13 protein-coding genes and 1 tRNA gene are annotated in these 20,001 nt (G+C 41.7%); 3 read left to right on the top strand and 11 right to left on the bottom strand.

The genetic code is table 11. The annotated features are described in order from the left end of the window. Positions 1–23 precede the first annotated feature (23 nt). Both BUA60_RS05105 and BUA60_RS05100 read right to left on the bottom strand, forming a co-directional pair. On the bottom strand, positions 24–1,295 hold the full coding sequence (locus BUA60_RS05105) for a BamG family beta-barrel-assembly machinery protein (RefSeq protein ID WP_072860602.1): 1,272 nt from the start codon (positions 1,293–1,295) through the stop codon (positions 24–26). Further along, positions 1,296–2,024, bottom strand: a complete 729-nt coding sequence (locus BUA60_RS05100; RefSeq protein WP_072860601.1) for a type III pantothenate kinase — start codon at positions 2,022–2,024, stop codon at positions 1,296–1,298. Between the two features lie 101 nt (positions 2,025–2,125). On the opposite strand from BUA60_RS05100, the gene BUA60_RS05095 reads away from it, so the two are divergent. Further along, positions 2,126–2,198, top strand: a tRNA-Phe gene (locus BUA60_RS05095). 128 nt (positions 2,199–2,326) lie between these two features. On the opposite strand, the gene BUA60_RS05090 is transcribed toward BUA60_RS05095, so the two are convergent. The 8 genes from BUA60_RS05090 to BUA60_RS05055 all read right to left on the bottom strand — a co-directional run bounded on the left by BUA60_RS05090 (position 2,327) and on the right by BUA60_RS05055 (position 15,514). Beyond that, positions 2,327–3,487 carry a sialidase family protein gene (locus BUA60_RS05090; protein ID WP_072860600.1) on the bottom strand — a complete coding sequence of 387 codons (1,161 nt, stop codon included), beginning with the start codon at positions 3,485–3,487 and terminating at the stop codon, positions 2,327–2,329. Positions 3,488–3,526: 39 nt separating this feature from the next. Then, positions 3,527–5,203, bottom strand: coding sequence for an FAD-dependent oxidoreductase (locus BUA60_RS05085; RefSeq protein ID WP_084532479.1), 1,677 nt, complete (start codon positions 5,201–5,203; stop codon positions 3,527–3,529). A gap of 41 nt (positions 5,204–5,244) precedes the next feature. Beyond that, on the bottom strand, positions 5,245–6,975 hold the full coding sequence (locus BUA60_RS05080) for an FAD-dependent oxidoreductase (protein ID WP_245802496.1): 1,731 nt from the start codon (positions 6,973–6,975) through the stop codon (positions 5,245–5,247). A 54-nt stretch (positions 6,976–7,029) separates the two neighbouring features. Continuing rightward, a complete protein-coding gene (locus tag BUA60_RS05075; RefSeq protein WP_072860599.1) occupies positions 7,030–8,055 on the bottom strand; it encodes a metallophosphoesterase family protein in 1,026 nt (341 codons plus the stop codon). Positions 8,056–8,164: 109 nt separating this feature from the next. Then, on the bottom strand, positions 8,165–9,475 hold the full coding sequence (locus BUA60_RS05070; RefSeq protein ID WP_072860598.1) for a TolC family protein: 1,311 nt from the start codon (positions 9,473–9,475) through the stop codon (positions 8,165–8,167). Between the two features lie 2 nt (positions 9,476–9,477). Beyond that, positions 9,478–12,561: an efflux RND transporter permease subunit gene (locus tag BUA60_RS05065; RefSeq protein WP_072860597.1), complete on the bottom strand. Its 3,084-nt coding sequence runs from the start codon at positions 12,559–12,561 to the stop codon at positions 9,478–9,480. Then, complete coding sequence (locus BUA60_RS05060; RefSeq protein WP_072860596.1) at positions 12,558–13,640, bottom strand: efflux RND transporter periplasmic adaptor subunit; 1,083 nt, start codon at positions 13,638–13,640, stop codon at positions 12,558–12,560. The genes BUA60_RS05065 and BUA60_RS05060 overlap by 4 nt, the downstream gene beginning before the upstream one ends. Positions 13,641–13,963: 323 nt before the next feature. After that, on the bottom strand, positions 13,964–15,514 hold the full coding sequence (locus BUA60_RS05055) for a glycoside hydrolase family 32 protein (protein ID WP_072860595.1): 1,551 nt from the start codon (positions 15,512–15,514) through the stop codon (positions 13,964–13,966). A 229-nt stretch (positions 15,515–15,743) separates the two neighbouring features. Between BUA60_RS05055 and BUA60_RS05050 the strand changes: the two genes are divergently transcribed. Next, positions 15,744–16,469, top strand: a complete 726-nt coding sequence (locus BUA60_RS05050; RefSeq protein WP_072860594.1) for an energy transducer TonB — start codon at positions 15,744–15,746, stop codon at positions 16,467–16,469. A 56-nt stretch (positions 16,470–16,525) separates the two neighbouring features. Here BUA60_RS05050 and BUA60_RS05045 read toward each other — a convergent pair whose 3' ends face one another. After that, entirely contained in the window at positions 16,526–17,428 is a 903-nt protein-coding gene (locus BUA60_RS05045; protein WP_072860593.1) for a metallophosphoesterase, read from the bottom strand. Positions 17,429–17,631: 203 nt separating this feature from the next. On the opposite strand from BUA60_RS05045, the gene BUA60_RS05040 reads away from it, so the two are divergent. Beyond that, a complete protein-coding gene (locus tag BUA60_RS05040) occupies positions 17,632–20,001 on the top strand; it encodes a GAF domain-containing protein (RefSeq protein WP_072860871.1) in 2,370 nt (789 codons plus the stop codon).

Raw genomic sequence — 20,001 nt, 5'->3', positions numbered from 1 at the left:
TAAGGTGGTTAAAGTAATAATTTTTAATTAATTTTTCTCGGTATGAACCATTTATCGTTTAAAGATAGGCCCACACTAACTTTGAAATAACTTTCCTCTACTAAATCCCCATATTTGGTTCCTCTTTTTCCAAGTTCAAAACCGAGGTTAATATTTGAAAGACTGCGACTCATACTGCTCAGTGGTAAACCTATTCCAAAAGTTATGCCAAAATCATTAATCTCCTTATTATCTACCACAATTCCCGATTTGGAGACCTTTGCCCCTGCCCTATAGGTAACTCTTTTCAAATAGCTGGTAAAAGAGGTATAATCGGGGATATAATACCCTCCAAGCCTATAGGTTTGTGCATTTTGGTACTCCAAATTACTAGCAGGCGAAAGCTCGTTCTCGTAAGTGCTTAACTCCTGAAAACTGTACTCCGCCCCTAAAAACCACTTTTTATCTTGACCATAACCCACTCCCAATGTAGCGGTAGTAGGAATCTGCACTCCTGTACGCGCCAAGCCCTGTGCTTCCAAATCCACTTCCGTTACTTCAATATCCCTACCACTAACAGTGGAAAAGGATCCAATGGTCCTGGTATTTTCAGAAACCAGATTGGCCTGGGTATTTACAACAATGCTGGTAAAAAGAGTATGTTTGTCGGTGATGGCTGGTGTAAAACTGGCTCCAAAATTAAAATCGAAGCCTTTAATTCTAGATTCTATCTTATTGAAAGAACCAAACTGCACGTCTTCAATAGTTTGATAACTATTTGTATTCTGGTTCCCGAAATTAAAATTACCGGTAACCCCTAAACTTAAGTTTTTGACAAGTTCATAGCCCACAGAGATATACACCCTGTTCAACCCTCCTTCTCCATTAAAGGATTCGGTAACTAGTCCTTGGTCGGTTGTTCTTTCGGATAGAAAATTGTACCCGACGGAGGAATATGGCATAAGACCAAAACCAAGACCGAAGCCTTTACCCAAATTAAAACCTAATGACAAGTAGTCCAAATTTGAAATGGAGGCATTTTCCTTGGAATCGTTCGTTTCAAACCTGTACTCCGTACGCGATAGTCCCGCTGTGTAGGTCGTTAACCCCAGTTTACTGTATGCTGCGGGATTATTAAGATTGATGTGTATACTATCCGTATAAACACTCAACCCACCCATCATTTGATTCTCCACGGTGCCGGTAGCCTTTAAATCCCCAACACCAAAATAAGAATATGGGGAAGCAGTACTATTCTGAGCATATATGCTTACCGAAGTTACGCATAAAATTGCAATAATAAAATTTTTGATCATCTAGCGCTTGTTGTATTCTAACAAATGGTATAACCCCAACAGGAGAAATTTAGAATGCGCAAATATGGTATTTTTTAATCGTTTTGACAAAAATTGAGCATCCCCTCCTGTTAAAATAACTGTTAAATCGACAAATCTACTTCTATATTGATCAATTGTCCCGTCAATTTCATTGCAAATACCATTGATAACACCACTATGCATGCTAGTTTCGGTTGTATTTCCAATAAAGTCTATTATGGCCTTTTTTTTCAACAACGGCAATTTGGAAGTTTGTTCGTGCATAGCTTTGTACCTCATGCCGATACCCGGCGAAATGGCCCCGCCCAAATATTCCCCATAGTCGTTAATGGCATCGTAGGTTACACAGGTGCCCGCATCTATGACCAAGGTATTTCCTTTTGGGTTATGATAAAAGGCCGCAGTTGCCAAGGCAATTCGGTCCACACCCAAGGTCTGCGGGGTGGCATAGGAATTCTTGAACGGGGTTTTGGAGGTGTGACTCAGGACATGAACCTTACAGAAGACGCATAGCATAGCTATTTCCTCATGGCCCATCCCTCCTACATTGGAAACAATGGCATTTTGAATAAGAAAGTACTCGGAAAAAATGGATTTCACACTTTTTGCGAAATCTGCATTGGGAATTTTTCGATAGGAAATAATTTTACCATTATCGAAAACCGCCATTTTTACTAGGGTATTACCCACATCTACAATCAAATTCATACTGTAAAGATCAAAAAACTTAAAAAAACAAAAACCTTTTTTTTCATTTTTGTTTGTATATCCTAAATTTGAATTTATATTTGCACCCGCTTACAGCGTTTGGTGCCTTAGCTCAGTTGGTAGAGCAATGGACTGAAAATCCATGTGTCCCTGGTTCGATTCCTGGAGGCACCACCTCAAAAGCCCTTGATTTTCAAGGGCTTTTTTATTTTACCCCTTTTATAGCTTCCTTTTAAAACAAGGTTGCTGCAATTATAAAACCACTTTTTAGTAGGGGGCTGGATTTTGACCCTATCTAATTTTTACATCCCCAGGAGTTCTTTTATGCTTACCGTCTCCCAAATTACCCCTTCATAGGCACTCTCCCGGCCACCTTCGTATAAGATACCAATATTTTCCCCATCCTTCAAGGTTAAATCGGAATAAGCCGAAGGACCTGGGAAAATTTGTTTATCAACAGGCCAAGATTTCCCGTCATCCTTGCTTAACCTGAGCGTCATGTTTACTCTACTTTTAATATCGGCCGGGTTGGCGAAAAGGACATATACCTGTTCTTTTACCTCAAAGCGCAAGGTGCTGGCCTGACAAATAGGTTCTACCAAAGTTTCATGATGATGCATATCTTTCCAAGATTCACCCCCATCAACGCTATAGGCAAGCTGCCTACTGCTCATATTCCGATCATAATTGCGCATATTCAACATTAGACTATGATCTGAAAGTTCCACCACTTCACATTCGTTAACCTGATCTTGAGGGGTAGTTCCTCCCAACTTCCATGTGCTCCCATGGTCATCGGAAAAAATGGTATGGGAGTAATATTTTTTGGTCACGGCCTCAATATGGTCGCATGCAATTACCAACCTTCCTTTGTACTTCCCGCCAAGAATTTGGATGCCAGACCCGGGTCCTGTGGCATACCACGTCCAATTGGGCAATTTTACATCCGAAGTTATTTCCTTTGGCCTACTCCAACTTTTACCATCATTGGTAGATTTCAATAGAAATACCCTTCTTGTATCCTCGCTCTTCTGGGCAATAATATCCGACTCGTGATCGGTTCCCAGATTCCAAGTGGACAACAAAAAAATATCACCGGTAACACCATCAACTACAGGGGAAGGATTTCCACAGGTATTACCTTCATCGTGCCAAAGTACTACCAATTTACCCCAGGACTTTCCACCATCCGTTGACCGTTTCATTACCAGATCAATATCTCCAGTATCACTACAGCCATTTTTTCTTCCTTCGGCAAAGGCCAGCAAAGTCCCATTATTGGTCGTAACTACAGCTGGAATACGAAAACACTTATAATTTTCATTACTTCCTTCAAAAATAAAATTCAATGATTCCAAACCCTCCTGCTTTTCTTTTGGAGCCTGGGAAATTATGGGAGATACCCAAAATATTAACAGGAGAATAAATAAACATCTATTTTTTAATGTGTTGAAATAAATCATTTGGTTCCTTCTTTTTAGTTTCTTTTAAAATTACAGGCATTATTTTTTTTCCAAAATCTGCCCCTTGGCCAACAAGACATCCTTTAATTTATTATAGTCCACATCTTGAACTACTGTATTTTCATCGATTGCCAGCACTGCGGCCGCAGCCGCCGATTGCCCCAAAATCATGAACACGGGCTCCATACGGATAGAACCAAAGGCGATATGGCTAGACGATAAACAAACCGGCACCAAAAGGTTCTTACACTCTTCCTTTTTTGGCACCAAGGTCCCATAGGATATAGCATAAGGTCCATTGGTACTTACCCCTATATCCCCTTCGTTCTGTACAAACCCATCGGGCTTAATATAGCGTTGCACATTATGCGAATCCATGGTATAGGAACCCATACCTATTGATTTAGGGGTCGGGCTTTTCTTCAACAGTTCATTTTCGGTCATAACGAAATCCCCTATCATTCGCCTTGCTTCCCTGACATAGATCTGGTGCGGCCAATTGCCGTTATCCTTAAATTCATCCTTGGACAATCCCCATGTCTGCATTTCGGTCTGTATATCCTCAGGTACCCTAGGGTCGTTGGCCACGAACCAAAGCAATCCTTTTTGATAATTTTCGTGCTCCTTTATTATTTCCTTTCTTCTTTCGTAGCTTGCCACTGGATAATCGTAGTTCATACCAATATTATCACTGCTAAAGGGGCCGTGGTTATTGGTATCCGTTTTATGGTTAGGTATGGGATCAAATTTCTCAAACCAATCCTTTCTTCCTGTTTCGAAAACCCTGGCCAAGAGTTCGTAATTCAAGGGATCATAACCTTCGGGTTTTGGGAAAGGAATTCTATTTTCAGGATGGTTTGTCATACACATCCGAAAACAATACGCCTGGATCTTATCATCCCCGCTATGCTTCTCGCCTGGGTGCTCCCCAGAAACCTTAGGAAGTAGGCCACTGCTTGGGTCGCCGGGCACTACATAAGGTGAGATATCGGAGGCAAACCAGTGCTTGTGGTGCAAAACCCCCGTTTGAACCCCGTTCCACTCCTCGCCATAAACCTCCTTACCTTCACGTCCCACATGATAACTTACACCTGCCGCGGCCATAAGGTCTCCTTCATAGGTGGCATCCAAGAATATTTTCCCGGTATAGGTCTTTCCTGACAGGGTGGTAATCGAAACAATATTCCCATCCTCCATTTCTACCCCCTTTTCCCTATCCAGCCATTCATCGCGGTCCACTCGGATCTGTTCCTCGGCCACCAAATCCTCAAAGACCTTTTCGGCCACATGGGGCTCAAAGATCCACATGGTCCTATTTTCACCGTCCATGGCAGGGGTACCCTGCCCCTTATTACCGTATTCCTCTTTTTTCTGCCAAATCCAAGCCTCTTCCGTGTTGTAATGTTTCCAAATCCTATGGTAGAACTCCCGGGCAAGCCCCCCTATAACACTCTTGTTTCCTGTATCAGTAAAGCCCAATCCGCCAGAGGACAGTCCACCCAAATGTATATCCGGGGATACCACAATAACCGATTTTCCGGAACGCTTTGCTTCCACCGCGGCAGAAATTGCAGCGGAAGTGCCGCCATAAATTATAATGTCGGCCGTAGCTACAGACTTATTTGTCTCTTTGGACTGCTTACAGCCCAATAGCCCCATAATTCCAAATATAAAAAGGGCAAGGGTTAAATTAATGATCCTTCTTTTTTGCTTCATTTTGTTTGGTGGTTAAATTTGATCTCTAAGAAAATTATAATTTATTTCAGCCTTTGACCGTCTTTTAGAAGTTGTTCCTTTAATTTAGGGTAAGGCAGGTCCTGAACATTAACATTGGCATCTATGGCCAGTGCGGCCGCTGTGGCCGCGGATTGGCCCAGGACCATAAATACCGGCTCCATACGGATAGACCCAAAGGCGATGTGCGTGGAACTTACGCAGACAGGGACAATAAGATTTGTGCATTCTTCCTTTTTGGGCACCAATGCCCCATAACTAATGGGATAGGGCTTAAAGCCATGGGCCTCCACATTGCCCTCGTTCTGGACATATCCATTGGCGTCCAAATATCGCTGCACATTATGGGAATCCATGCCATAGGCGGCCAGACCAATGCCATCCTCGGCCACTTTTAAGGCCTCGCAATTGTGCTGGGTCATAACATAATCGCTCACCATCCTCCTTGCTTCACGGATATAGAGCTGTTGCTGCCAGCCATCGGCCCTTTCAAACTCATCCTTGGTAGTGCCCCATCTGGAGGCTTCCTCCCTTACTTCCTGTGGAATCCTTGGATGATTGGCCAGGGTCCACATAAGCCCCATTTGGTAGTTCCTATGCTCCTCGATGATCTTTTCCCTTTCCGCATAAGAAGCCTCGGGGTAGTCATAATTCCTGCCGATATAATCGGTAGAAAAGCCGAACTTGTTGTTCGTATCGGTTTTTCTATTGGGCATACTGGAATTGATCCATGGCAGCAATGAATTTCCATAACTGTACATTTCCCTGATAGGCCCCTTTCTTGCTTCGTAATTGCGAAAGAGTAGTTCATAGTTGATCTCATCGTAGTTTGAAGGCTTCTGGAAGGGTATACGGTTTTCCGGGTGGTCCGTAAGGCACATCCTAAAACAATAGGCCTGTATCTTTTTATCGCCTTCACCTTCGAGTCCAGGTTTTTCATTGACATTGGGCAATAGGCCACTCGCAGGATCTCCTTTTATCACATACGGATCTACCCCTGGTATAAAATTATGGTTGAAAGCATTTTTGGAAACAAATCCCGTCAAGGCCAAATTTATGCTATTGGCCTGTACCCCGTTCAAGGTCTCCCCATATTCTGCATTGCTTTCCCTGCCCACGGCATAGGACACCCCGGCCGAGGCCATGAGGTCGCCTTCATAGGTAGCGTCCAAAAACACCTTCCCCTTAAAGGTCTTGCCGCTTTCCATAGTGATCGACACTATTTTGCCATCTACTTTTTTGACCCCAGATTCCCTGTTCAACCTTTCGTTGTAGACCATCTTTATTTTTTCCTTGTCCGTCATGTCCTTATAGACCGCAAGGGCAGCGGAGGGCTCAAAGGTCCACATGGTTGGCTCTCCATCTTCCGTACGGGTTTGGCCCCCGTCCTTATAATCCGATTTTTTCTCCCATTTCCAATTTTTGGGGTCGTCGTAATATTTTTTGATGTTCTCATAAAATTCCCTGGAAATACCGCCAATGGCCTGTTTGTTGCCAATATCGGTCTGGCCCAGGCCCCCTGTGGTGAGTCCCCCTATACGATTGGTAGGCTCTATGAGGACAACGGATTTGCCCATTCTACTGCTCTGCAGCGCTGCAGCAACCCCGGCGGAAGTTCCACCGTAAATCACAATATCGTACTTCTTGGTCTGACCGTGTGCCGCTAGGGTCACCAACCCCAAAAACAAACAACAGATCAACTTTAAAGAATAATTTACTATACCCACTTGAGTTACTTTTCCAAATATTCCCACTTTTTAAATTTTTATATATTTTAAATCCACGACTATTATTGCATAACGGACAGCCTAAAAAATCAGCGATTTGTCCTTGGGTTCCAAGGGTAAAAAATCAACGTCCAAATAACCTCCACTGGCATTATCATCTGTGACTATTTGTGGTTTTCCCTTAATGGATTCCACTGAAAAACGGTGTATGTGACCCGCAAAAATTCCCAAAAGATTAGGCGCGGAAAACACCGCCCTATGAAAATCGAAGGTAGTTTTCGTATGTCCCGCTTCCGGCCACTTTAATCGGCCTTCCAGTTCATGATTCCGATCGGAAGAAGCCCCCCAATCTGGGTTTCCACATCCAAAACCAATAGATTTCCCTGGGGCGTACATAGGTATATGTACCAATAGCACCAAGGGAACGTTGCTTGCAACCTGCTTTTTAAAAAAGGCCAATTGGTCTTCATTTATTTGATAGGTAGAGTTGTCTATGGCCAAAAACCGAATTCCTTTTAAATCGTATGCTGCCATTAAAGGGTGATTGCCCTGATATAAAGGAAGCAATCTTTCCTTGATCCATTTGTCTCTCAAATCTTCGAGTGTCCCTTCCATACCTTCATAATGCCAATCGTGATTGCCGGCAACATAAATATAGGGGATATTCACTTCCTTTAATTTGGCCGTTACCCACTCGATAGCGGCTTCCGACGGAAAACTAAAAATATCACCGATAAGGGTAATTAAGTCGGCCTGGGACTCCTTGGCAAAATTTAGAGCGGCTTCAAATGCCAATTCGGGATTGGTCAATTCATCTGTTTTAAAGTGTCTGGTCTGATTATAGGCCTTGGCCATACGTCCACTATACATCTTGTAAGGAACTCCGCGCTCATCATCCATAAAGAGATGGGTATCGGCTATATGTACAATCTTTATAGGTTCCTTAACGACTTCTGAAAAAAATTGAAGTTTGTTTTCTTCTACAGTAACACAAAACTGGATGTCTTTTTCGAAAGGTTGTGTAGATTTATCATTGGTTGAAAACTTGGTTAGTCCCAACCCTATGGATGCCGAGGCGGCATTTTTAAAAAATAATCGACGTTTCATCTATGCGCAATTGTTGTTTTCACCAAACAGGATAAGCATTAACAATTGGCCCAACCTGTATTTTATGGTTAAAATAACACAAATAACTGTACCCCCGAATTTAAGAAGATTATAAAACTAAGTTCCCAGCGAGTTGCTTAAGGATTATCTCTGACAACTTTGCTTGAAATTTGGCATTGCTATGGCGCACCTTTGCATTGATATAATTTAATTGGGCCGTCCTAAATTCAATGGTAGGGATGATTCCTATTCTATATTTTTCAACAGTAATCTCCATATTCTCCTGTGCAATAGCCTCATTTTTACCTTCCAATTCAATGAGACTTATATTGGTAAGGTAAGTTTGATAGGTAGTGTTCAGCAAGGACATTAGTTCCTGTGTACGTTGGGCAATGGCCACTTCCGAATTTTCAATCTGAATCTTCGCTATTTTCTCATTTCGATTTTGATTAAATCCATCAAAAACGTTTAGACTTGCGCCAAAACCATAATTCCATCCCCTTGAATTTGAATTGGTCGTAAAACCCAAACTGGATTCGGTGCGCCCAAAGTTATAGCCTGTACTGGCGAAAATTGTGGGGTAACGCAATGCCCTGGTTTGTTTCAACTCCAGTTCACTGATCTTTTTGTTGATCTGTTCCGCCTGAAGCGTAGGATTTTCTTTGGCCACCAGAGTTTCAAGTTCGGGCAATTGCAGTGCTTGGTCCACAAAAATTTCGGGTACCACTTCAAAATCTATCTTCAGATCTCGTGCCAGATACTGGTTCAATTGAACCTTGGTATTAACATACAACTCCTTTTGCCGCTGCATTAAGGTTTCATCCGTATTTAGATCCACCTGGGCGTTAAGCACTTCCAATTTGGAGGCTTTTCCAATGGTAAAGCGGTTATAGGCCAAGTCAACCCTTTGTTCAGAGATAATAATGGTACTGTCCAAAGCCGTGAGTTGCTGTTTCTGCTGCACTAGATCAAAATAGGTAATCATAACTTCCCCTACCTTGTTAAGGATAACTTGTTTTAATTGGGCCTCCCCCAATTTTTGGGTTTCTTTTAGCTGCTCATAATCAGCAAACATTTTTAAACCATCAAACAAGGTCCAATCCAAGGCAATTCCATAGTTAAGACTATTGTTCTTGGCATTGTCCCTTTCCACAACACTTCCATCGGATCGGGTCTGACTTAAATTCTGAATGCTATTATTATCGGTTAGGCTGAGCTCTACCTGCGGAAGCATCCCGGCATTGCCCATACTTACAGAAACCTCATCTATTTGCAGCTCAATGGCCGCAATCTTAATCTGATAGTTATTCTCCAAGGCAATTTGGACCGCTTCTTCTACCGTGAGGATTTCCTGTCCTATGAGGAGGTTGGTTAAGCCAAAGAAAACAAATAGTATGGTAACGTAATTATAGTTGTTCATTTTTAATAGGATTCGAGGGCTTTAAACTCAGGATGTTGTTTTTTCTCCCTAGACCATAAGAAATATAATGCCGGGATAACAAATAAAGTCAGTACCAATGAGAACATGGTCCCCCCAATAATTACGACTCCCATACCTATACGGCTGGTGGAGGCCGCACCTAAGGACAAGGCTATGGGCAAAGCTCCCAAGGCTATGGTTAGACTGGTCATAAGAATGGGCCTTAATCTGGATTCCGATGCTTTTAAAACGGCCTCCAATTTAGACATCCCTTCCTCCCTAAGTTGATTGGCAAATTCCACTATCAAAATACCATTCTTGGTGACCAGTCCAATGAGCATTATGGTACCTATTTGGCTAAAGATATTCCAGGTCTGGCCAAAAAGCCATAGGGAAAACATAGCCCCGGCCACGGCCATGGGCACTGTTAGAATTATAATTATTGGATCTATAAAACTTTCAAATTGGGCTGCCAATATCAGAAATATAAGAAGCAGGGCAAGGCCAAAAGCAAACAGTGTATTGGAACTACTCTCTACAAAATCCCGGGATTCCCCTCCTAAATCCGTTGTAAAGCTTTCATCAAGTACTTTTTCCTTAATTTCCTCCATGGCAGCTATACCATCACTAAGGCTCTTCCCCGGAGCCAGATTTGCGAAAACCGTGGCCGAGGTATACCTATTGTTGTGAAACAATTGGGGGGGACTACTGTGTTCCGACGTAGAAACGAGATTGTCCAATTGAATTAGCAGACCATCGTTATTCTTTACAAATATGGAAGTAAGATCCAAAGGTGCGTCACGGTCCTTTTTATCAAATTGGCCAATAACCTGATATTGCCTTCCATTCATTAAAAAATATCCAAAACGTTGCCCACTCAGGGATAATTGCAAGGTTTGGGCCACGTCCAATACAGAAACCCCCAAGCTTTCTGCCTTTTCCCTATTTATGGTTACATAGAGTTCGGGTTTATCAAATTTCAGGTTTACATCGGTATAGGAAAAGGTTTCATTTTTTTCAGCCTCCTGCATAAATTCAGGAATCTTTTCCTTCAGCTTTTGAAAATTCTGCGCTTGTATAATATATTGTATTGGCGCTCCTCCACGGCGATTTACCGCGATAGTTGGCCGTTCCGATACATTGGATTTTCCGCCGACATAAGATTTTGCCCATCTCCCAAGATCTTCTGCAATTTCCTTTTGTGACCGCTCCCTCTCATTTGGTTCTACCAGTGCAACATTTGCGCGACCGCTATTCACCGAGGAAGTGGTACCGAAGCCCGGGGAGGTAAGTACCAAACTTACCTTTTTTTCCGGGATAGAATCGTTGATCAAATTTGTAATGTCATCCATTAATCGATCCATATATTCGTAGGAAGAACCCTCTGGGGCAGTAACGCTCAAGCGTATAAAACTACGATCGTCATAGGGTGCCGTTTCTTTTTGCAGCAGACCGTAAAAAAGGGCAATGAGCCATATACATGCCAGTAATATTGGGAAACTCATCCATTTTCTTTTCATAAAAGCGCCTAATGCACTGGCATAGGATTCATTCATTTTCACAAAATAGCGCTCCGTGAAATTATAAAATTTGGAATGGCTCTGCTTTCCTGGCTTAATTAGATAAGCGTTTAGCATTGGGGTCAAGGTGAGCGAGACGAAAGCCGACACCAACACCGCCGAACCCAGGACGACACCAAATTCCCTGAACAACCGGCCCACAAAACCCTCTAGGAATATAACAGGGAGAAAAACCGCCGCAAGTGTAATGGATATAGATATCACCGCAAAGAAAATCTCGTTGGAACCCTTTATTGCGGCCTCGATAGGGCTCATCCCCGCCTCCACCTTCCTATAAATATTTTCGGTGACCACAATTCCATCATCCACAACAAGTCCCGTTGCAAGAACAATGGCCAAAAGGGTAAGTACATTGATAGAAAACCCGAACAACCACATAATGAAGAATGTGGCTATTAATGATACCGGTATATCTATCAAAGGACGCATTGCCATTGACCAGTTTCTAAAAAATAGGTATATGACCAATATTACCAGGATAATGGATATCAACAAGGTTTCCGCTACTTCGGTAACCGCCTTTCTAACAAAAACGGTATCATCTATTACAATGTTTAGTTTAAACCCTTCGGGCAGATCCTTTTTCAGCTTTTCATATTCCAAATAGAATTTATCGGCAATTTCAAGATAATTGGTGCCTGGTTGCGGTATAACGGCAATGGCGACCATAGGCTGACCGGAATCGCTCATCTTGGTCTCCATGTTCTCCCCTTCCAACGAAGCCTTGCCAATATCGCTTAGACGTACCAATTTTTCGCCATCGGCCCGGATTATAATATTATTGAAGCCTTCCTCGGAATCAAGGTTACCAATGGTCTTAACCGTTATTTCGGTATTATCACCCGTTAATTTCCCCGAAGGCAACTCCACATTCTGTGCCAACAGTGCACTACGTACTTCTGCCACGGTCAATCCATAGGATGCCAATTTAAAAGGGTCTATCCACAGCCGCATGGCATACCTCCGTTGCCCCCATATTTGAACACTACTTACTCCGGGGATAGTCTCAATTCTTTGGGATATCACATTTTCGGCATAATCCGACAGCTCCAGTATATTTTTACTATCGCTCTGAATGGTCATGGAAAGTATCCTATCCGCATCGGCGTCGGACTTGGAGACTACTGGAGGGGCATCCAGATCATCGGGCAGACTTCTTACCGCCTGTGACACCTTATCACGCACATCGTTGGCTGCATCCTCTAAATTTTTATCGAGATTAAACTCTATACTTATGGAACTGGATCCCTGAATACTGGAAGAAGTTATGTTCCTAATACCATCAATGGAATTTATAGCCTTCTCCAAGGGCTCCGTAATCTGGGATTCAATAATATCGGCATTGGCTCCAGAATAATTGGTACGTACCGATACTTGGGCAGGATCTATGGACGGAAATTCACGAACTCCCAAATAGGTAAAGCCGATAATCCCAAATAAAATGATGACCAAATTCATTACAATGGTAAGTACCGGGCGTTTAATACTTAATGTTGATAAACTCATTGTTCCGCAGTAAGAGATTCAGTTTCCTTTAATAATACCTTAACTGGAGTACCATTTTTTAAGGCCATAACCCCATAGGTAAGTACAGTATCCCCAACCTTTAATCCTGAAACGACCCGCACGGAACTTCCGGTACGAGCACCAATTTCTACATCTATCTCCTTGGCCTTGCCATTCTCAACGATAAAGATTTTTTTACCATTCTGAACCGGAATCAAAGATTCACTGGGCACCAATAAGGCATCGTTGACCGTTTCCAGAGGTAAAATTACATTGGCAAAAGCACCAGGAAAAAGCTTGCCCCCGGGGTTTTCGGCCGTTGCCCGCATTTTTAAGGTCCTAGTGGCAATCTCCACTTCAGGTTCAATGGCATATATCTTTGCGCTGTATTCCTCCTTGGAATCGGCCGTGGTAAAGGTAAAGGATGTACCTACTTTAATCTGGGCGGCATATTTCTCGGGAATTGAAAAAGTAATCTTTAGTTGATCTGTATTTACCAACTTGGCCACGGCCGTAGACGGACTAACATAGGTCCCTTTTGAAATGGAACGAAGCCCTATAATACCAGAAAATGGAGCACGTACCGTTGCCTTTGATAATTGTGCGGCTATTAATTCGGATTCTGCACTGGCCGATTGAAAATCGGCGCTAGCAATATCATATTCCTCTTGACTGATGGCTTGCTTTTCCAACAGAAGTTTTGCCCTCCTTTCATTTTCGGCTGCCAACTTCTGGGCGGTCCGTACTTTGGACAATTGTGCTTGCAATTCAATGTCGTTCACCTTGAACAAAACCTGGCCTTGGGCTACCTTACTACCCTCAGCAAAATTTATACTTTCAACCACCCCAGATACCTCACTTCGTATTTCTATTTGCTCATTTGCCTCCAAGGTACCGGAAAGGGAAATATTATCATTAAATTGTTGGGGAATAAGAACCATTCCCGAAACTATAGGGACCGTATTTGTGCCTGTAGAACTTCCTGACTTACCCGCTTCACTATTCTGCAAAATACGATAGGTTACCAAGCCTCCCAATCCGATAAATAATAAAGTATAAACGATGTATTTTATTTTCATAATTTTTGGAGATAGCAACCAATAATAAAAACATTAACAATACTCTAACAAATCTAATTCTTATGACCTATTTTTAAGAATAGTTAAACTTTATTTAACAGTGATTAACATAAAACCAAATATTTACCCCGCATGATTAAGATAAAACCAAAAAAACACAAGGTTTCTTGAAGATTATTAGTCAGATTTATCTCCAATTAAGAAAATAAAAAGCCATAGGAAGGTTTCGAAGGAGATAATTCAAATTCTCCTTCCAAGAATTACAGTTGCACAAATCTTGATTATTCCTAGGTCCTTAGTGAAGTCTAACCCTAATATTATAGTTACCAAATGGATTTTATGGGGCTTATTGTAAATGTATCCAATTTCAATTCCATATCACTTGGATTGGAAATCATCAAATTCCGGTAAAATTCGTTGGGAAAGATCTGGGCGGTCATCACATATTGACCATGGTTAATAAAAATCTCCACAGAAGACCAATCCATCAGGACCCTCACTTCATATTCCCCATTGGGCAAATCAGGGATGGGCATGATCTGAACATTTTTAGCAAAATCCTCATCAAAGGTTGTTTTTCCAGAATTGGACCTATCCAAAATAAATTGTTGGGCCTCACTGTCCAAAATCAAATTTAGATGCTCTCCCGAACTATTTTGGAAATCTAGACTGAATGCCCGTGAACTAGTCTTGAATTTTACTTCGGACTTATTAAAATGATCAAAAGTCAATGATTTATCCAATTTTGGACCTATGGTGATGTCTTCTGAGGCAACTGGACCCCGAATTTCATCAACACTATCCAAGGGGTAATTAAACAATTCAAACTTATCATTTATCTGCTGCAGGGAAAGTTTTCTGGGCAGCGTCATGGCGCTACGCCATTTTTCGGTGGGTGTTTCCTGGGCATAGGCCCAATTACTCATCCAACCAATAAATACTCTTTCATTATTGGGCACATTGTTATAGGTTACCCCGGCATAGTTATCGGTGCCCCAATCTATCCATTTATGCTCCTTTTGATCGCTTTTAAAGGTTGTTCCATCAAAATCACCTACAAAATATTGGGTACCACTGCCTCCATTGGGCGCCCCTGGGTTAATACTTATCAAAAGCACCCATTTTTCCATGTCCGTACCTTCCACTTTTAAAGGAAACAGGTCCGGACATTCCCAAACACCACCGTGTGCCCCCTGATTCTTTCCAAACTCGCTTACCTTCACCCATTCCTTTAAGTCAGGGGATTGCCATATTTGCAAGTGATCGCCTGCAACCAATAACATTGTCCAATTGCCGGTTTTATTGTTCCAAAACACTTTGGGATCCCTAAAATCCCTTATTCCTTCGTTTTTGATAACGGGATTGCCTTCATATTTAACCCAAGTATCCCCATTATCCAGACTATAGGCAATTCCCTGGGTCTGGAAGTCATCTTTTTTAGCTTTTTCACCAACCGGATCGTGATAGGTAAATATGGCCACCAACGGCGGGTTATCCTTGGTTCCAAATCCCGAGGAATTATTGGTATCCACAACGGCACTGCCCGAAAAAATATAGCCGTGTTCATCAGGAAATAACGCTATGGGTTTATTTTCCCAATGCACCATATCCTTACTTATTGCGTGACCCCAATGCATGGGCCCCCAAACAATATCCTCTGGATAATATTGATAAAAAAGATGATACACGCCTTGGTGAAAGACCAAACCATTAGGGTCGTTCATCCATTTTTCATGTGGCGTAAAATGAAATTGGGGGCGATGGGCTTCCTGATAGAGGCCAAGTTCGGTATCAACATTTTGAACCGGCCCTACTTTTTTCTCTTCCTTGCACGACAAAAGTGCCAATCCCAAAACAATCCAAAACCACTTCATATCGAATTTTTTTAAAGCTTCATTTTCATTAAAAATAACGAATAAATGCCCATACCAAAAATATCCCTGAACGATTTTGCCCCCAAAGCTCCCAAATAATAGTCCGTTTCATATCCCTCTCCAACAATAAATGGGCATTACTATTCGAACTTAGAATAATGCCAAAACTGATCTATGTCATATGAATTCATGTAAATACTTAATAACTTATGTATTAAAATACTGTGTCATGGAACCAAAAAAGAATCCTAGGGCAGATTTAAACAAAAAAAGTGGACTTTTCTTTGTAATTGGCCTAGTTATAGTACTATTTGTAGTATGGAGGGCTTTGGAGTTAAAAACGTATCCCAAGGCAAAAACTGCCACGGAGCAGTTGACGGTAACAGATTACTTGGAAGAAAAAGTACCGGTTACCGAGGCATTGAATGTTCCACCACCACCCCCTCCCCCAGCGGCTCCCGAAGTAATAGAAATTGTTGAGGATGTGGCCGAAATAGAGGAAACGGTGATTCAAAGTACAGAAATAAATCAGGAAACAGTAGTGGAGGAGACTACATTAAAAGTTGAAGACATAGCTGTGGTGGAAGAAGAAGAGGAAGATGTTGAGGTTCCTTTTGCCGTAATCGAAAATGTTCCGGTATTTCCAGGTTGTAAGGAAACCTCGAACGAAGCCCAGAAAGCTTGCTTTCAGAAAAAAATCCAGGAGCACATCATGAAACAATTTACCTATCCCGATGTAGCCGTGGAATTAGGTATTGAAGGCAAGGTATATGTACAATTTATTATCGACAATACCGGTTATATTACCAATATTAGAACAAGGGGTCCAGACAAAATGTTGGAAAAGGAAGCCCACAGGATCATTGCGGCATTACCGCAAATGACGCCCGGGAAGCAAAGGGGAAGGGCCGTAAAGGTTCCCTATACCATTCCTATAACCTTTAGGTTGCAATAACGATAACAACGCGAGCCCCTTCATTGTCGACTTCCATTTTTCTTTGTGTTATAGACCTAGGATTTAGCTTTCTTATAACTGATTAATTGTTGAGGGCCGTCCAGCAATATTCTAACAATCTGCAGGGTGCCATCATCCTTTGTAGCTATTTCCCATTTGATGAGGGCAATAGTTCCCTTTTGTATTTCAATCCCGGTAATGCTCCTCGGGTGTACACAGCTACCGTCATTAAAAAAAGGTATATCGCCAGGGGCAGGAAAGCGGGGCCTGTGAGTATGGCCTGCTATCGTCAGTAGTTCATTGTTGGCCAAAATCCATTTTTTTATGCGTCTTTCAATTTTGATAAGCTCCTTATAATTTTTGGCCGGACTGGTAGGGTCCGCAATGCCCCATACCTGTAAGGGTTTCCACAGAACACGCACCAAGAACCTGCCCCAGCGCCAAAAGGTATAATTCCACCAATCCGCTTGGTGCCCATGGGTCAAAAACAACTCTTGACCACTATTGTTATGTTTTAAAATTATGGCTTCGTGATAGGTAATATCCTCAAACAATTCTTTGTTGCAATCGTCAATAGGCTCAAAATAGGATGATAAATTCTTTTTTACATACACTGGGTCTTTATAAACCATATCATGATTTCCCCAAATCATATGGAGTCTTTTCTCCAAATGAAATTGCTTTAAAAGTTTATATACGTTCTTATGCGCCGTAAAAATGGAGTCGAAGTTGAGATTCTCCCAAAGTTCATCACCGTCGCCCAATTCACAGTAGGTAAAGCCCTCGTTAAAGTAATGCCTTAGGGCATGAAAATAAATATTGCGATTATTGGCAAATTCGTCGGCAAAACTACTGTCTCCCCTATGACAGTCACTAAATAGAATAATTTTGGAGCTGTCGTCAAAAGGCAAGATCTTGGCATTTTTATAAGCCCTGGACAATCTGGCTGATGAGGTCATTAGTTTTGGGTCAAAAGTTAATACTTTTTAATTGAAGACATTGAGGTTTTTAGGTATGTTCTAAAAAAAATGGCCCTGTAACATGCCAAACAACGGACATTCTTTACATAACCTAAAAACAAGATTAGCCAATATTGCCCGTTTAAAGGAAAGAAAGCGATTTCTTTTGTAATTTTATGGTCCAAATTTGGACTAAGGCCACAATGAACGGATTGTCAGAAAAAATATCACCACTGGAACACCATATCAGCTTTAATAAGTTATTGAAGCATTATGATGACATGGCAGACAGCGAGGATTCGTTTTTGGCCACCAAGGCAAAATATATTTTGAATGCCCAAGCGCCATTTCCGGAATTGCGTGCAGGCTTCACCGATATCACATTGCTGGAAAAACATAAGGAGGTAATTCAAATTATTTTGCAGGATTTGTTTTCGTCCGTCCTTACCCATAACGAAATAAAAACCGCTTCCTCACCTTATTCGGATATCATATTTAACTCCAGTAAGCGCTTTGAAAAAATATTGGCAGCTGCCGGACCGGATTATCTTCCCCAAATTAGGAACCAGGAAGGAGAGGTAAACTATATCATGGCCTGTGTGGTCATCCTTAACTTTTATTACGGATTTAATTTAGATTTCAAAAGACCCTTTTTTTACGATATTCCCGATGCCAATGGAGTAATGAGGCATTACCGGATTTTGTACAATGCCGATTTTATGGAAATCATTCCCAATGGGACCCCATTAGACATTACCCAGGAAGACGTAAACAAGTTATTGGAAAATATAGACAACATAGAACTTTGGAAAAAAAAGATACCGCCCAATAGTTTTATCAGCAAAGGTTTTGTAATCTCCAACATGTTCGATGTTACCGCGGAACATTCCATCTCCGAAATAAAATCCAACCTTATCACCAACGATAAAACTGGGGGCAATTTCATTAAGGGCGTAGAAGAAACCTTTAAATCCTTATTTGGGTTGCCAAATTTGCGTATCGGGTTCTCGGTGTACAATTCCAAAGATGAGCAATTTGAAAGGGTTTCCGTAAGCGGAGTAAATAGTTTTATTTTACAAAAGAAAAAAGTGGAGACCTGTAATGAGGCGCTTTGCAAGTCTTCTTACAGTAAGTTAATTGATCACAACCACTACTTTGTAATAAGCGATGTTGACAAGTACTACAAGCTTTCAAATGGTATGGCACCATATAAGGTTTTGCACGATCAAAAAATTAAAAGTGCCCTTTTGGCGCCCATTGCCAAAGACGGACAGTTGCTGGGGGTATTGGAACTGGTCTCCGATAAGGCCAATGACCTCAATAGCGTGAATGTCACGAAATTGGATGATGTAATTCCCTATATCGTTTCCGCTGTATTACGTTCCATACAAGAAGAGGAGAATTTGATCGATGCGGTTATCCAAAACGAATGTACCTCTGTGCACCCTTCCGTGTACTGGAAATTTAAGGAAGAGGCAAAGCGCTTTATTTTGGATGATATGGAAGGTTTACAACCCTCTTTCCGCGAAATTGTTTTTGATGAAGTATACCCTTTATACGGACAGGTAGATATCCAAAATTCCTCCCAAGAAAGGAATATGGCCATTCAAAGGGATCTTATGATCCAGTTGTCCGAAATTAAGCAAATAATGACCGAGGTTTGGCAAAAGTACGGTTTGCCAATTTACGAAGAACTTATATTCAGGGTAGACAACCACCTTGATGAGATCAAAGAGGTCCTACATACCAATAGTGAACAGGCCATTTTCGACTTTGTGCAAGAAGAAATAAACCCGGTGTTCCAGCATATCAAAAAATCCGACACCCAGATTCAAAATCTATTGCTTTCCTATGAGGCCAAAATAGATAAGGGAACAGGTTCTTACTATGATCACAGAAAAAATTATGATCAAAGCGTAATGCTGATCAACAAAAAGTTGGCATCGGTAATAGATCGGAAACAGGAGGAAGCACAGCTAATGTACCCCCACTATTTTGAGCGCTACAAGACCGATGGTGTTGAGCACAATATGTACATAGGGGATTCCATAACTGGAGCAAGGGCATTCGACCTACTCTACCTCAACAACCTTAGGTTGTGGCAATTACAGGTTATCTGTGAAATGGAAAATAAGCATTATGACCTAAAATCCAAGCTGCAGGTACAATTAAACGTGGCATCACTTATACTGGTCTACAACGGCTCTTTATCCATTCGTTTTAGGATGGATGAAAAACGATTTGACGTAGACGGCACCTACAACGCCAGGTATGAGATCATAAAGAAACGAATTGATAAGTCCTACATTAAAGGCACCAATGAAAGATTGACCCAGGCAGGTAAAATTGCCATTGTTTATTCACAAAAAAAGGATGAGCTGGAATACCTGCGATATATTAAGTTCCTTAAATCCAAAGGTTATTTCAGCGGCAAGATAGAAATTGTTGAATTGGAAGGCCTCCAAGGGGTTTCCGGACTCAAGGCCATTAGGGCTTCCATTCTATACAAATCCACTAAAGAAAAGGACAAAACATATACTTACGAGGACTTAATGCTGGAATTGAACAAATAG

The sequence above is a fragment of the Arenibacter palladensis genome (assembly GCF_900129275.1).
GTDB classification, from domain to species: Bacteria; Bacteroidota; Bacteroidia; order Flavobacteriales; family Flavobacteriaceae; genus Arenibacter; species Arenibacter palladensis.
This window is presented reverse-complemented; position numbering and strand designations above follow the sequence as displayed.

Bases quoted from the DNA above. Each gene is read 5' to 3' on its own strand.
- BUA60_RS05105 (WP_072860602.1), bottom strand. From the start codon at position 1,295: ATGATCAAAAATTTTATTATTGCAATTTTATGCGTAACTTCGGTAAGC.
- BUA60_RS05100 (WP_072860601.1), bottom strand. From the start codon at position 2,024: ATGAATTTGATTGTAGATGTGGGTAATACCCTAGTAAAAATGGCGGTT.
- BUA60_RS05090 (WP_072860600.1), bottom strand. From the start codon at position 3,487: ATGATTTATTTCAACACATTAAAAAATAGATGTTTATTTATTCTCCTG.
- BUA60_RS05085 (WP_084532479.1), bottom strand. From the start codon at position 5,203: ATGAAGCAAAAAAGAAGGATCATTAATTTAACCCTTGCCCTTTTTATA.
- BUA60_RS05075 (WP_072860599.1), bottom strand. From the start codon at position 8,055: ATGAAACGTCGATTATTTTTTAAAAATGCCGCCTCGGCATCCATAGGG.
- BUA60_RS05070 (WP_072860598.1), bottom strand. From the start codon at position 9,475: ATGAACAACTATAATTACGTTACCATACTATTTGTTTTCTTTGGCTTA.
- BUA60_RS05065 (WP_072860597.1), bottom strand. From the start codon at position 12,561: ATGAGTTTATCAACATTAAGTATTAAACGCCCGGTACTTACCATTGTA.
- BUA60_RS05060 (WP_072860596.1), bottom strand. From the start codon at position 13,640: ATGAAAATAAAATACATCGTTTATACTTTATTATTTATCGGATTGGGA.
- BUA60_RS05055 (WP_072860595.1), bottom strand. From the start codon at position 15,514: ATGAAGTGGTTTTGGATTGTTTTGGGATTGGCACTTTTGTCGTGCAAG.
- BUA60_RS05050 (WP_072860594.1), top strand. From the start codon at position 15,744: ATGGAACCAAAAAAGAATCCTAGGGCAGATTTAAACAAAAAAAGTGGA.
- BUA60_RS05045 (WP_072860593.1), bottom strand. From the start codon at position 17,428: ATGACCTCATCAGCCAGATTGTCCAGGGCTTATAAAAATGCCAAGATC.
- BUA60_RS05040 (WP_072860871.1), top strand. From the start codon at position 17,632: ATGAACGGATTGTCAGAAAAAATATCACCACTGGAACACCATATCAGC.